At 68.8% G+C, this 13,842-nt stretch carries 11 protein-coding genes; 8 read left to right on the top strand and 3 right to left on the bottom strand.

The window, feature by feature from the left end:
• Positions 1–183 precede the first annotated feature (183 nt).
• The 4 genes from ACZ6S0_RS17295 (at position 184) to ACZ6S0_RS17280 (ending at position 5,837) form a co-directional block, all read left to right on the top strand.
• A complete protein-coding gene (locus ACZ6S0_RS17295) occupies positions 184–3,843 on the top strand; it encodes a multifunctional oxoglutarate decarboxylase/oxoglutarate dehydrogenase thiamine pyrophosphate-binding subunit/dihydrolipoyllysine-residue succinyltransferase subunit (protein WP_465918077.1) in 3,660 nt (1,219 codons plus the stop codon).
• Between the two features lie 120 nt (positions 3,844–3,963).
• On the top strand, positions 3,964–4,143 hold the full coding sequence (locus ACZ6S0_RS17290) for a DUF6104 family protein (RefSeq protein ID WP_344894470.1): 180 nt from the start codon (positions 3,964–3,966) through the stop codon (positions 4,141–4,143).
• A 141-nt stretch (positions 4,144–4,284) separates the two neighbouring features.
• Positions 4,285–5,088 carry a DUF4097 family beta strand repeat-containing protein gene (locus tag ACZ6S0_RS17285; RefSeq protein WP_465918071.1) on the top strand — a complete coding sequence of 268 codons (804 nt, stop codon included), beginning with the start codon at positions 4,285–4,287 and terminating at the stop codon, positions 5,086–5,088.
• Positions 5,085–5,837, top strand: a complete 753-nt coding sequence (locus tag ACZ6S0_RS17280; RefSeq protein WP_465918068.1) for a PadR family transcriptional regulator — start codon at positions 5,085–5,087, stop codon at positions 5,835–5,837. Before ACZ6S0_RS17285 ends, ACZ6S0_RS17280 begins: the two co-directional genes overlap by 4 nt.
• A gap of 62 nt (positions 5,838–5,899) precedes the next feature.
• On the opposite strand, the gene ACZ6S0_RS17275 is transcribed toward ACZ6S0_RS17280, so the two are convergent.
• The 3 genes from ACZ6S0_RS17275 to ACZ6S0_RS17265 all read right to left on the bottom strand — a co-directional run bounded on the left by ACZ6S0_RS17275 (position 5,900) and on the right by ACZ6S0_RS17265 (position 8,718).
• Entirely contained in the window at positions 5,900–6,763 is an 864-nt protein-coding gene (locus ACZ6S0_RS17275) for an oxygenase MpaB family protein (protein WP_465918064.1), read from the bottom strand.
• 66 nt (positions 6,764–6,829) lie between these two features.
• Positions 6,830–7,786, bottom strand: a complete 957-nt coding sequence (locus ACZ6S0_RS17270) for a zinc-binding dehydrogenase (RefSeq protein WP_465918060.1) — start codon at positions 7,784–7,786, stop codon at positions 6,830–6,832.
• 44 nt (positions 7,787–7,830) lie between these two features.
• Entirely contained in the window at positions 7,831–8,718 is an 888-nt protein-coding gene (locus ACZ6S0_RS17265; protein ID WP_465918056.1) for a hypothetical protein, read from the bottom strand.
• Positions 8,719–9,193: 475 nt separating this feature from the next.
• Between ACZ6S0_RS17265 and ACZ6S0_RS17260 the strand changes: the two genes are divergently transcribed.
• From ACZ6S0_RS17260 to ACZ6S0_RS17245, 4 genes are all read left to right on the top strand, one after another.
• A complete protein-coding gene (locus ACZ6S0_RS17260) occupies positions 9,194–10,315 on the top strand; it encodes a trypsin-like serine peptidase (RefSeq protein WP_465918051.1) in 1,122 nt (373 codons plus the stop codon).
• Between the two features lie 348 nt (positions 10,316–10,663).
• Positions 10,664–11,755: a trypsin-like serine peptidase gene (locus ACZ6S0_RS17255; RefSeq protein ID WP_465918048.1), complete on the top strand. Its 1,092-nt coding sequence runs from the start codon at positions 10,664–10,666 to the stop codon at positions 11,753–11,755.
• Between the two features lie 195 nt (positions 11,756–11,950).
• Positions 11,951–13,114, top strand: coding sequence for a trypsin-like serine peptidase (locus ACZ6S0_RS17250; protein WP_465918044.1), 1,164 nt, complete (start codon positions 11,951–11,953; stop codon positions 13,112–13,114).
• Between the two features lie 203 nt (positions 13,115–13,317).
• A complete protein-coding gene (locus ACZ6S0_RS17245; RefSeq protein WP_465918041.1) occupies positions 13,318–13,743 on the top strand; it encodes a transposase in 426 nt (141 codons plus the stop codon).
• Positions 13,744–13,842 lie beyond the last annotated feature (99 nt).

The following is a 13,842-nucleotide window of genomic DNA, read 5'->3' as shown; positions in this document are numbered from 1 at the left end:
ACCAAAGAGTAATAATTGCCGCACCACCCGGATTGACGAGGGGGGCGTGACCTCTTTGCACGGTCCTGAGAGGATCGTTCGAGGCGGCACGGGCTCTTCGGCGCGCGCTGCCGGTCCGGGCGAGTAGCCTTGGACAGGTTCTCTAACATCAACGCCGATCTGCGGAAGAGGGCGATTTCCGCCGTGTCGTCTGAGTCGTCGCGGACAAACCCGCTGGCAAGCTTTGGTCAGAACGAGTGGCTTGTCGACGAGCTGTACCAGAAGTACCTCCAGGATCCCGAGTCTGTCGACAAGGCATGGTGGAACTTCTTCGCTGACTACAACCCTGACTACGGACCGGGCCGTGCCCCGGTCAGGGAGGCTGCGAACGGCACTGTGACCGCCCCCGCACCTCCCCAGGCACCCCAGGCCGCTCCCAAGGCCGCGCCGAAGGCGCCGGCCGTGGCCGAGAAGCCGAAGCAGCCTGCCACCCCGGTCCCCAAGGACGCCGAGGAGATCAAGCTCCGTGGCGCGGCGGCCCGCACGGCCGCCAACATGGAGCTGTCACTGACGGTCCCGACGGCGACCAGCGTGCGGGCCATCCCGGCCAAGCTGCTGATCGACAACCGCATCGTGATCAACAATCACCTCAAGCGGGGTCGTGGCGGCAAGGTCTCCTTCACCCACCTGATCGGCTTCGCGATCGTCAAGGCCCTGAAGGCCATGCCGGAGATGAATCACTCCTACGCGGAGATCGACGGCAAGCCGACCCTGGTCAAGCCCGAGCACGTGGGCTTCGGCCTGGCGATCGACGTCCAGAAGAGCAACGGCGATCGCCAGCTCCTCGTGCCCTCGATCAAGGGCGCGGAGGCGATGGACTTCCGGCAGTTCTGGATGGCCTACGAAGACGTCGTGCGCAAGGCGCGAGCCGGCAAGCTCGGCGTCGACGACTTCTCCGGCACCACGATCTCGCTGACCAACCCCGGCACCATCGGCACCGTGCACTCCGTGCCGCGCCTGATGCCCGGCCAGGGCACGATCATCGGCGTCGGCGCGATGGAATACCCGGCCGAATACCAGGGGGCCTCCCCCGACACGCTCTCGCGTCTGGCCGTCTCCAAGGTCATGACGCTGACCAGCACCTACGACCACCGCATCATCCAGGGCGCCCAGTCGGGCGACTTCCTGCGCCAGATCCACCGGCTGCTGCTCGGTGAGGACGGCTTCTACGACGAGATCTTCGAGGCCCTGCGCATCCCGTACGAGCCGGTCCGCTGGGTCCAGGACATCTCGGCCACGCACGACGACGACGTGGCCAAGTCCGCCCGCGTCATCGAGCTGATCCACGCCTACCGGGTCCGCGGCCACCTCATGGCCGAGACCGACCCGCTGGAGTACAAGCAGCGCAAGCACCCCGACCTCGACATCCAGTCGCACGGCCTGACGCTGTGGGACCTGGAGCGCGAGTTCGCCACCGGCGGATTCGGCGGCAAGCCGCTGATGAAGCTGCGCGACATCCTGGGCGTGCTGCGCGACTCCTACTGCCGCACCGTCGGCATCGAGTACATGCACATCCAGAATCCCGAGGAGCGGGCCTGGATCCAGGAGCGGGTGGAGAAGGCGCACGCCTCGCCCGAGCGCGCCGAGCAGCTCAACATCCTGTCGCGGCTCAACACCGCCGAGGCGTTCGAGACGTTCCTGCAGACGAAGTTCGTCGGCCAGAAGCGCTTCTCGCTGGAGGGCGGCGAGTCCCTGATCCCGCTGCTCGACTCGGTCATCAGCGACGCCGCCGACGAGGGGCTCGACGAGGTCGTCATCGGCATGGCCCACCGCGGCCGGCTCAACGTGCTGGCCAACATCGTGGGCAAGTCCTACGCGCAGATCTTCGGCGAGTTCGAGGGCAACATCGACCCGCGCACCGCCCACGGCTCCGGCGACGTGAAGTACCACCTGGGCGCGAGCGGCCAGTTCACCGCGCCGAGCGGCACGAACATCACCGCGTCCGTGGTCGCCAACCCCTCCCACCTGGAGGCGGTCGACCCGGTGCTGGAGGGCGTCGTCCGCGCCAAGCAGGACCTCCTGGAGCGCGGCGAGGAGGGCTTCACCGTCCTGCCCGTGCTCGTCCACGGTGACGCGGCCTTCGCCGGCCAGGGCGTCGTGGCCGAGACGCTCAACCTGTCGCAGCTTCGCGGCTACCGCACCGGCGGCACCGTGCACGTGGTGGTCAACAACCAGGTCGGCTTCACGACCTCGCCCGCCTCGTCCCGTTCCTCGGTCTACGCGACCGACGTGGCGCGGATGATCCAGGCCCCGATCTTCCACGTCAACGGCGACGACCCCGAGGCCGTGGTCCGCGTGGGCCAACTGGCCTACGAGTACCGCCAGGCGTTCCGCAAGGACGTCGTCATCGACCTCATCTGCTACCGCCGCCGCGGCCACAACGAGGGCGACAACCCGGCCTTCACCCAGCCGCTGATGTACGACCTCATCGACGCCAAGCGCTCGACCCGAAAGCTCTACACCGAGGCGCTGATCGGCCGGGGCGACATCACGGTCGAGGAGGCCGAGCAGGCGCTGCGCGACTACCAGGCGAAGCTGGAGCAGGCGTTCACCGAGACCCGCGAGGCGGCGAAGAAGCCCAAGGAGGCGGCCGCCATGCGGGTGCCGCCGACCGAGGTCGTCAAGTGGTCCCACGACGACACGCCGACCGCGATCAGCGACGAGACGCTCAAGCGCATCGTCGACACCCAGCTCAGCCTGCCCGAGGGCTTCACGCCGCACCCGCGCCTGGCGCCGGTGCTGCAGCGCCGCGGTCAGATGGTCGAGCAGGACTCGATCGACTGGGCGATGGGTGAGACGCTGGCGTTCGGCTCGCTGCTGCTCGACGGCCACCCGGTGCGCCTGGTCGGACAAGACTCGCGCCGCGGCACGTTCACCCAGCGGCACGCCGTCCTGGTCGACCGGATGACCGGCGCCGACCACACACCGCTCAAGAGCTTCAACCAGGGCACCACGAAGTTCTACGTCTACGACTCGCTGCTCAGCGAGTTCGCGGCGCTCGGCTTCGAGTACGGCTACAGCGTGGTCCGCCCCGACGCCCTGGTCTGCTGGGAGGCGCAGTTCGGCGACTTCGTCAACGGCGCCCAGACGATCATCGACGAGTTCATCTCGTCCGGCGAGCAGAAGTGGGGCCAGAAGTCCTCGGTCGTGCTGCTGCTGCCGCACGGCTTCGAGGGCCAGGGCCCCGACCACTCCTCGGCCCGCATCGAACGGTTCCTGCAGGTCTGCGCGCTCGACAACATGACGGTCGCGCAGCCCACCACGCCGGCCAACTACTTCCACCTGCTGCGCTGGCAGGTGGAGTCCGAGCGGCACAAGCCGATGGTGGTCTTCACGCCGAAGTGGCTGCTGCGCCACAAGGCGGCCACGTCGAAGGCGTCCGAGTTCAGCTCGGGCACCTTCCAGCCGGTCCTCGGTGACACGACCGTCGACCCGGGCAAGGTCACCAGGGTCGCGCTCTGCTCCGGCAAGCTCTACTACGAGCTGGCGGCGCAGCGCGAGAAGAGCGGCCGCGACGACGTCGCGATCGTCCGGCTGGAGCGGCTCTACCCGTTCCCGTCGGAAGAGCTGGCCACCGAGCTGGCCCGCTACGGCTCGCAGGTCGAGCTGGTGTGGGCGCAGGACGAGCCGACCAACATGGGTCCGTGGCCCTACCTGACGCTCAAGCTGGCCGAAGACCCGCAGTCGCTGGGCGGCCGGGAGCTGCGGCGCGTGTCGCGCGCGGCCAACAGCTCTCCGGCGACCGGGTCGCACAACGCGCACGACAGGGAGCTCGAGGAGATCCTTCACCAGATCTTCGGCTGAGCGCCCCGCCCGGCGAGCCCCCTGCCCTTCGCGGCCGGGGGCTCGCCTCTTTCAGGCAGGCTCGGCGCCCCAAGGGCGCCCCGAGGTGCCGCAAGGTGCCTCGGGAACGAATGGAGAGCGATGTACTTCACCGATCGGGGGATCGAGGAGCTGGTCGAGCGGCGCGGCGAGGAGGAGGTCAGCCTGCTCTGGCTGGGCGAGCGGCTGCGTGAGTTCGTCGACCTCAACCCCGAGTTCGAGACCCCGGTCGAGCGGCTGGCGACCTGGCTGGCACGCCTCGACGACGACGAGGACGACTGAGGGCGGAGGGCGGAGGGCCGTCGCACTCGGCCGCGCCCGACGAATCGCCCGCTTTCCAAACGCGATACATCTTGAGTTTTCGGCGAACGCGACATATCGTGATTGTCGTAGACACGTGTCGCCAATGAGAGGCGGGGGAGCATGCCGCAGTGGACGATCGATGAGCCAGGACAACTGACCTTCGGCGAGGTGGACTCGCTCGACGTACGCATCGTCGCCGGCCGCCTGGACGTCCTGGCCAGCGACGGCACACCCACCCTGGAGGTCGCCGAGATCGACTCGGCCTCACCGCTCGTGGTCACCTACGACGAGCACAGCAGATCGCTCACCGTCGCCTACCGCGACCTCACCTGGGACGGCCTGCTCGGCTGGCTCAGGCGCGACCGCCGCCACACGGTGTTGTCCATCGCCGTCCCCAAGGGCTGCCGGGTCAAGGCGGGTGTGGTGACCGCCCCGGCCGTGGTGGCCGGGTTCGAGCGGGTGACGCAGGTCAAGACCGTCTCCGGCGAGATCGTCCTCGACGGCGTCAGCGGCGACGTGGTCGCCAACACCGTCTCCGGGGCCGTCGAGAGCCGGGCGATGGACGGCGACCTGTCGTTCATCAGCGTCTCCGGCGACCTCACCGTGGCCGACGGCACGCCACACCGCCTCAAGGCGAACACGGTCTCTGGCCGCATCACGGCCGACCTGTCGCTGCGGCCGACCGGACACGTGACGATCAACAGCGTGTCCGGCGACATTCTGGTCAGACTGCCCGAGAACGTCGACACCGACGTCAACGTCAGGTCCACCTCGGGCAGGCTCGTCAGCACGTTCGACGGGCTGGCCACCACGAGCGGCCCCGGCACGAAGGCGCTGTCGGGACGGCTGGGCGGCGGCATGGCCTCGCTGTCGGCCGTCACCGTCTCCGGCGAGGTCACGCTGCTCAAGGGAGAGAAGGAATGAGTCCTGTCTTCGGTCACGGCCGGCTCCGGCTGTACCTGCTCAAGCTGCTGGAGGAGAGCCCGCGCCACGGCTACGAGGTCATCCGGCTGCTCCAAGACCGCTTCCTCGGCGTCTACTCGCCCTCCCCCGGCACCATCTACCCCCGCCTGGCCCGCCTGGAGGAGGAGGGCCTCGTGACGCACGAGGTGGTCGAGGGCAAGAAGGTGTTCTCGATCACCGACAAGGGCCGCGAGGAGCTGAACGCCCGGCTCGACGAACTCGACGACCTGGAGCAGGAGATCTCCGCCTCCGTGCGCGACATCGCCCGCGAGGTGAAGGAGGACGTGCGCGACACGGTCAAGTCGCTGCGCGACGAGCTGACGCGGATGGCCAAGGACGTGCGTACGGGTGCGGCGGAGGACACCCTGCGGATGCGGCAGCGGCAGAAGGAGGACATCAGGCGGCTCAGGGACGAGCAGAAGCGGCAGTGGATGGAGCACGCCGCGCACTGGCAGGACGAGGGCGGACGGCTCACCGGGGAATGGCGCCGGATCTGGTCGCAGGTGTGGGCCACGCTCGGGGGCGAGGCGTCCGACGCGCCGCCCAACCGGGCCGCGCTCGACGCCGAGCTGGGCGAGCTGCTCGCCGACGTCGTGGCCGAGATCCGCGAGGGGGCCTCGAAGGCCCGGCTGACGCCGGAGAAGCTCGCGGAGCTGCGTACGACGCTCGACGACACCGCCCGGCGCGTCCGCGACATCCTCGAACGCTGACGTCGCCCGCCGCGCCCGCCGCCTTCGCTGCCTGGGACCGGCGGGCCCCTGGGACGGCGAGGTCAGCGGGAGCGGAGGCGCCGCCCGTCCGGCCGCCGCGCCCCTCGGGCCGCCCTGCGCGCGCGATAGGCGATCGGCATGTACCGCAACCGCTCGGGCACCCACGGCGTCAACATCGCCACCGCCCGCCCGAGTCGCCGCAGGCGCCGCTCGTCCCTGGCGGTCCACCGCAGCCCCAGCCTCCCCCGTACGGCGGCCGGCAGCGTCCCGACGGTGACGAAGTAGTTGAGCTCCCCCGACCTGATCCCGACCGGCGTCCACCACCGGCGCAGCGGCCCCGGCAACCCGGGTGGCGCCGGGGTGACCCGCATGACCGCCAGCACGTCGAGCGCCGTCGGGTGCGCCTCCAGCCGCCGGTCGACCATCCCCTCGAAGTATCGCCGGCACGCCTCCGCGTCGGCGGGCAGCTCCCGCTCCGGCACCCGCAGGATCGCGCCGAGCCGCCGCGACTCCTCGTAGAAGCGCCGTTCCTGGGCCCGCGTCAACGGGGTGCCGAAGTAGCGGTTGAGCGCGACGAAGCGCTCGAACAACGTCAGGTGCACCCAGGCCCACGCCTCGCCGTTCAGCGCGTGGTAGTGCCGGCCCTGCTCGTCGACGCCGCCGATCGGCTTGTGCAGCTCGCGCAGCCGCCGCCCCTCCGCGGGGCCGCCGGCGCCGCCGTACACCCACTTCTGGACGGAGACGAGCGTGCGCTCCAGCCGCCCCCAGGGGTCGTGCCTGTAGGCGGAGTGCTCGGCGACCGCCGCCCCGACCGCCGGGTGCATCGTCTGGAGCACCAGGGCGCTGCCGGCCACGAGCAGGTTGCGGTATTCGCCGGCGGTCTCCCAGTGCATCGAACCTGGGCCGAAGGGCTCGACGTCGGTCATGACTGCCTCCCGGGTGACACACCCCTTGTATCACCCGGGAGGGCCCGGCAGTAACCCGGCACTTATTCAGCCGGTGAAGACGATCTTTCCGAAGAGGTCCCCTGCCGCCATGGCGGCGAACCCGTCCCGCGCCTCGGTCAGCGGCAGCACCCGGTCGATCTCGGGCCGCAGCCCCGTCTGCTCCAGGAACACGGCCAGCCGCTGGAGCTGCGCGCGCGTCCCCATGGTGGAGCCGATCACGGAGAGCTGCAGGAAGAAGACCCGGTTCAGGTCGGCGGGCGGGACCGCGCCGCTGGTGGCGCCCGAGACCACGATGCGCCCGCCCGGCTTGAGCGACTTGAGCGAGTGGTCCCAGGTGGCCTGCCCGACGGTCTCCATGACCGCGTCCACCCGCTCGGGCAGCCGCGCGCCCGGCTCGAAGACCTGGTCGGCGCCGAGCAGCCGGGCCCGTTCGCGCTTGTCCCCGGAGCGGCTGGTGGCCCAGATCCGGTAGCCGGCGGCCCGTCCGAGCGCGATCAGCGCGGTCGCGACGCCCCCGCCCGCCCCCTGCACGAGGACGGTGGACCCGGGTTCGAGCCCGGCCTTGTCGAACAGCATCCGGTACGCGGTCAGCCACGCCGTCGGCAGGCACGCCGCATGCTCGAACGAGAGCGCGGCCGGCTTGGGCACCAGGTTGCGCCGCGGCACGGCCACCCGCTCGGCGAACGTGCCGTCGTACGCCTCCGACAGCAGCGTGCGCTTCGGGTCGAGCGTCTCGTCGGCGCCCGTGCCGATCACGGAGTGCACGATGACCTCGTTGCCGTCCTCGTCCACCCCTGCGGCGTCGCAGCCGAGCACGATCGGCAGCCGGTCCTGCCTGATGCCGACGCCCTTGAGCGTCCACAGGTCGTGGTGGTTGAGGGCGGCGGCGCGTACGGAGACGGTCGTCCAGCCGTCGGGCACCTTCGGCTCCGGGTGCTCACCGAGCGTCAGCCCGGCGAGCGGGTGGTCGGGATCGGTCTGTGTGGCGGTTACGGCGAACATGGCCGCACCTTACTTCAGCCCCGTACGCCCGCCCCGGATCGCCATCACCTGACCGTGACCCGAATGCCCTCGATCGCCTGCCGCCGGAACTCCGCCGACCCGGCCACGGCCACCAGCACGTCGCCGCGGCACACCATCTCGGCGGACCGCCTGAGCCCCTCGATCACCTGGGGCATCCTGGCCTTCTTCCGGCAGTCGGGGGTGGGCACGAGCGCGACCATCTCCCTCGTGCCGCCGCCGAACCAGAGCTGCGGGCCGATCGGCGCACCGTGCTCGGTGTCGCCCGGCTCGGCCAGCCGTACGCCCCGACCGGCCGACAGCACCAGGTAGCCGCGCTCGGTCACCGTGCCCTTCAGGCTCCGCGCGAGCGTGAGCCGCTGGTCGAACGTCAGGGCGTCACCCATGCCGTAGCCCCGGTCGTACACGGCGAGCCGCCACGGCCCGAAGGCGAACAGCAGCACCTGCCCGGAGGACCGGCTGCCGGCCTGGCGCGGCCAGAGGGTCACGTTGGGGGCGTAGTTCCTGATCGGCTCGTCGCCGCGGGTGATCTCGGCCTCGCCCCCGTACGGCGCCACGAACATCCGCAGCCTCCCGTCCACCCACCCCGACTGGAAGGGACGCGAGCCCTTCTCGTCGAGGTCGAGCCCCGCCGGGTAGCGCACCTCGGCCCGCACCCCGTGCGGGAACACGACCTGGAGGACCTCGTCGCCGCCCCTGCGCGTGGCGGGGACGGTGAGGACGTTGGGCGCGCTCTCCAGCCGGGTCAGCGACCTGATGGGCTCCGGCGTCGGCCGTGCGGGCTCAGGCTCGGGGTCACGGCTGGTCAGCAGGCTGACAGCGGGGATCAGCAGGAGCGCCAGAACCACCACCAGCCCGACCCACCGGCGACGGCCGCGCTCGCCTGCCTCGATGACGTCGAACTGGTCAGCCACGACGTTCCTCGCCGAGTAGTGCCGGCTTGCGCCCTAGGCTCTCAGTTCAATCGAACGGCAGGCACCAGCGCAAGACCCGAAATATCCGCCTATGGGGCACCGGTTCACCACCGCTCACCCCGCGGCGTCCTGCCCGGGCCCCGGCCGCCCTCCGGTGGTCGTGAGGCCGTGCGGATCCCTGCGACCCGTCGACCAGAACATCACTCCGTTGATGAGGACCGAACGAGGAGTGGCGTTTGATAAATGGCGTTACCGGTGTTGCCACAGAAAATCGAGCACCGCCTCCGGCCTGCGGAAATGCCGATCAGTAATACATGCGATCTCGGTATCTCTATAACGGAAAGGAACCGGACCATGCTTTTTCACGTCGTTTCCTGGTCGCCGGATCGCGCCATTCATTAACGTTCCGATCGTTTTCCTGGCCCACCGGGGCGCAGTACCCCGCTCTGGGCCGCCGAAAGCTGAGAGGAGCTCCATGTATTCCCGAGCAAGGCGCATCGCGATCCCCCTCGCCGGTCTGGTGGCCATCGGCCTGGCAGCGGGAACGCTCGGCGGCACCGCGGCCGGCGCGACGGCACCCTCCGACGTCGTCGCCAGGAACGCGGCGACACCGGCGGAGCAGGCGATCCAGTTCTGGACGCCCGACCGCATCAAGCTGGCGACCGACTACGACGACGGCCTCGACCTGTCCACCAAGGGCATCAAGGCCAGCAACGACACCCCTGACGGGCCGCCCGGCTCGGTTCCCCCGATCGGCGGAGAGAAGAAGACCACCACGAAGAGCAAGCACGTCAACCTGCCGAACACGGTCGGCCGCGTGTTCTTCACGCTGCCGAAGGCCGATCCGCGCGACCCGAAGAACTGGCGTTACTGCTCGGCCAGCTCGCTGCAGGGCAAGTTCCGCAACCTGGTGGCGACCTCGGCCCACTGCGTGTACGACACCAAGAAGAACACCTTCTACGACAACTGGATCTTCATCCCGTCGTACTGGGACGGCGACAGCGTCTGGACCGGCAAGGCCCCCTACGGCATCTACGCCGCCAAGACGTTCAACGCGCACGACGATTTCGTGGTGAAGGAGGACTACGACTACGACTACGCGTTCGTCAACGTCTACAACGGCATCAAGGTCAACTGGGAGAAGGTCAACAACCGCTGGCAGTGGACCGTGAAGAACGCGGGCCGGCTCGGCGACAACGTCGGCGGCCAGGGCTTCACCTGGAACCGGAGCACGAAGCTGAACGTGTTCTCGTTCGGCTACCCGGCGGGCGAGCACCCCGACGGCGACAAGCCGTTCACGGGCCGCACGATGAAGTACTGCTACGGCAAGACCAAGGCGATGCCCGAGGCCAAGAAGTACAACCTGCAGGAGCACATCGGCGTCAAGTGCGGCTTCACCGCCGGCGCGAGCGGCGGACCCCTCATCTACAACTACAAGAGCGCGTCGCGCACCGGCTACCTGGTCGGCGTGAACAGCGTCGCGTGGGACACCGACGGCAACGACCGCTACGACCACATCTCGTCGCCGTACTTCAACACCGACACGTACAACGTGTACAAGGCCGCCGCCAACCGGTGGACCGGCAACATGCCGTAGATCAAGCTGGCACCCCAGGCCCCGGCTCTCCTGGGAGCCGGGGCCTCCCCTCACCCTCTATTGCGGGCACGAGAGGCCGTCCCGGGCAGTGGCGTACACCACTGAAGCGCCACCGAATGCGCCGGGAAGTCGGCGAATTCCCGGTGCGCGAATGATCCATCCGCACCCACCCTGACCTGCGAGGATGTCGTCCACTAATGATCATTTACACGTATCGGGAGTCCCGGTCTGACGATGTCCTTATAGTTCACGATGCACTCTTGATCAGGTAACGAATCTCTATCCAAGCTGCAATACCGTCTGTACATCTGGAAAAATCCACCCTTACGACCCCAAGAAAGGCATTTCATGATCCCCCGCGCCAGGCGCCTCGTGGCCGCTGCCCTGGGCAGCGCGCTACTGCTGCTGCCTGCCTTCACGGGGATCGCCCACGCCGCACCCAGCAAGGTGTACGCCGCCCCGCTGACCAAGACCGTCGCGGACGTCAAGAGGGTCGCCGAGTACTGGAAGCCCGACCGCCTCAAGCAGGCCGACAGCTACACCCCGGCCACGCCCGGCGCCGCCGCCGCGCCGACGAGTTCGACGGCCGCCTCCGCGGGCCCCGCCTCGGCCGTCACCACGACCGTCAACCGGGCGACCGCCGCGCAGGCCGTGCCGGCCGCCGCGCCGCGCAAGGGCACCGCGCGGACCATGGGCAAGGTCTACTTCCGGTTCGGGGACAAGGAGTACTGGTGCTCGGCCAGCGCCGTCGCGGCCAAGAACCGCAGCGTCGTCGCCACGGCCGGACACTGCACGTACGACCCGCGGCAGGGCAAGGCCGCCGACTACTGGATCTTCGTCCCGAACCCCGGCCCCAACGGTGAGACGCCCGACGGCATCTACGTGGGCGCCTCGATCAGCATGCACGAGGACTGGTCGGGCAAGGGCGACTACGACTTCGACTACGCGTTCGTCACCGTTCAGCGCGGCTTCGTCTGGACCGCCAAGGACGGCGACTACGTCATGCAGGACGTCGGCCGGCTCCAGGACAACGTGGGCGGCGTCGGGCTCGAACTGAACAAGAAGCCCGGGACGTACAACGTGGCCGCCTTCGGCTACCCGGCCGGGCAGCAGCCCGACGGCTCGCGCCCGTACGACGGCAAGACGCTCAAGCAGTGCCCGGAACGCGTCACCCGCTACACCGTCGCCCCCAGCCTCGACCTGCAGAAGGGCGTAGAGCTGCAGCCCTGCGACTTCAGTCCGGGCGCCAGCGGCGGGCCGTGGCTGATCGGTTACGACGACGCCCGCAGGCTCGGCAACCTGAACGGCGTCAACAGCCTCACCTGGAACCGGGACGCCAAGGGGCGCTACGACGCGGTGTCGGCGCCGCACTTCGACACGACCACCGGCGAGGTCTACCGGCGCGCCGCGGGGGTCAGCATCCTGGCAAATGTGATGTAAGTCATAGGAACTACATGATCACTGCGGGTGATCAGCCAGTTCTAGATCTCGACAAGGTCACGACAGGTCTTGGAACGTTGACATGATCTACCGAAAATTCACATGACGACAGTCAAAGCTGTAGGTTCCGGGCTGTCCGTTTGCTGAGTTCGGGGGTGCACGAGGCGCCTCATGTCAGCGCAATCTGGAGTTACCTTGAAGCGAATCCTTCTGCCCGCCGGCGGTGCCGTCCTGGCGACCGGCCTGCTCGCCAGCGGTCTGTCCGGCACGGCCCTGGCCGACGGCGACGTCTCCCGCGACCCGATGGCCCGCAACACCTCCGACGCCGTCTCCGTCGCCTCCTTCTGGCTGGCGGCCAACGGTGCGGCGCTCCGGTCCGCGACCCAGTACACGTGGGACTCGAACGAGGTCAGGAAGGTCGTCTCCAAGGGCGGCGCCGACCCCGACGGCCGGCCCGGCATGACGGCGCCGACCGGGGAGTCGAAGTCGACCGGCAAGGCCCAGAACATCAACCTGCCCAAGAGCGTCGGCAAGGTCTTCTTCGTCGACGGCAGCGGGAAGCTCCGCTGGTGTTCGGGTTCCTCCATCCAGTCGAACTACCGCAACCTGGTCGCCACGGCCGGCCACTGCGTGTACGACACCGACAGCAACGCCCCCACGCTCGACAAGTGGATCTTCGTCCCCGGCTACTACCAGGGCAAGGCTCCTTGGGGCGTCTACGTGGGCAAGCAGGCCTTCACCCACTACGACTTCGACGTGTACGAGGACTACGACACCGACTACGCGTTCGTAACCGTCTACAACGGCGTCCTGTTCAACGGCGTCAAGCAGGTGGACAGCAGCGACTACAAGCGCTTCAGCGGCCCGAAGCGCTCGTGGGGCGGCCGTAACTACATCCTGGAGACCAAGGACGCGGGGCGCCTCGGCGACAACGTCGGCGGCCAGGGCTTCGCCTGGAACCAGCCCACCGGCAAGACGGTCCGCACCTTCGGCTACCCGTCGGCCCCGCACCCCGACGGCAACAAGCCGTACAGCGGTGTGACGCCGAAGCACTGCTACGGCAAGACCACCCCGAAGACGGTCGGCGCCTCCTGGCTCAAGATCGAGGAGCACATCGGCCTCAAGTGCGCCGTGACCCCCGGGTACGACGGCGGCCCGTGGCTGCTGAACTACAGCAACGGCAAGCGTCTGGGCTACGTGAACGGCGTCACCAGCACGTTCGCCGACCAGGACGGCAACGACCGGATCGACTACATCACCTCGCCGTACTTCAACGGTGAGACGGCCGGCGTCTACAACGCGGCCAAGAACGTGTGGTCCGGCAAGATCGTCGGCTCGAACGGCGAGCTGTACAAGTAAGCCCTACCAGGGGAAAGCGAGGGCCTCGGGCGTCGAGGCCCTCGCCTTGGTGTTTCCGGGGCTCTTACTGACGCGGGAAGCGCCGAAGGCACAGGATCGCACCCCGCCACGAACACACCACAAAACCGGACCCTCCCCGGCTCTCTGCGGAGATCTTTCTTGATTCTTGTGACAGACCGTATTTACCTTGCCACGATGAGCGCATGCGTCACCATGATCTGACGAACGCCGAATGGGAACGCGTGGCCGCCCTGCTTCCCATGGACGACGCACAGCGCAACCGGGCGAGCAACGACCGAACCATCGTCAACGGACTGCTCTACCAAGCCCGCACCGGCGTCCGCTGGCGTTGCCTCCCCGAGCGGTACGGCTGCTGGGTCACGATCTACCGGCGCCACCGCCGCTGGCGGGCCGACGGCACCTGGCAGCGCCTCATACACACCCTCCAGGCCGGCACGGCCTACCCCCACCAGGCCGCGACACCGCCGGACCTCGCCTTCGCCAGGACGCACCGCCCTGACCCCGGCAGCCCGCTCACCACACCGCCGCTCCCCCACATCAAGGTCGCGGCCGTACTCACCAGCCTCCAGCACCTCCTCGGAGAGGCCATCAGGCCGAGAGGTCATTAGGCGGGCCCGCCGCCACACTCGGTTAGCTCACAGGCGAGACACCCAAGACCTCCGCACGAGGTGGAACTGCGGCTCCACCCAGGCGGGGGTCTTTGCATT

The organism is Nonomuraea sp. NPDC051298, from assembly GCF_055586305.1.
This window is presented reverse-complemented; position numbering and strand designations above follow the sequence as displayed.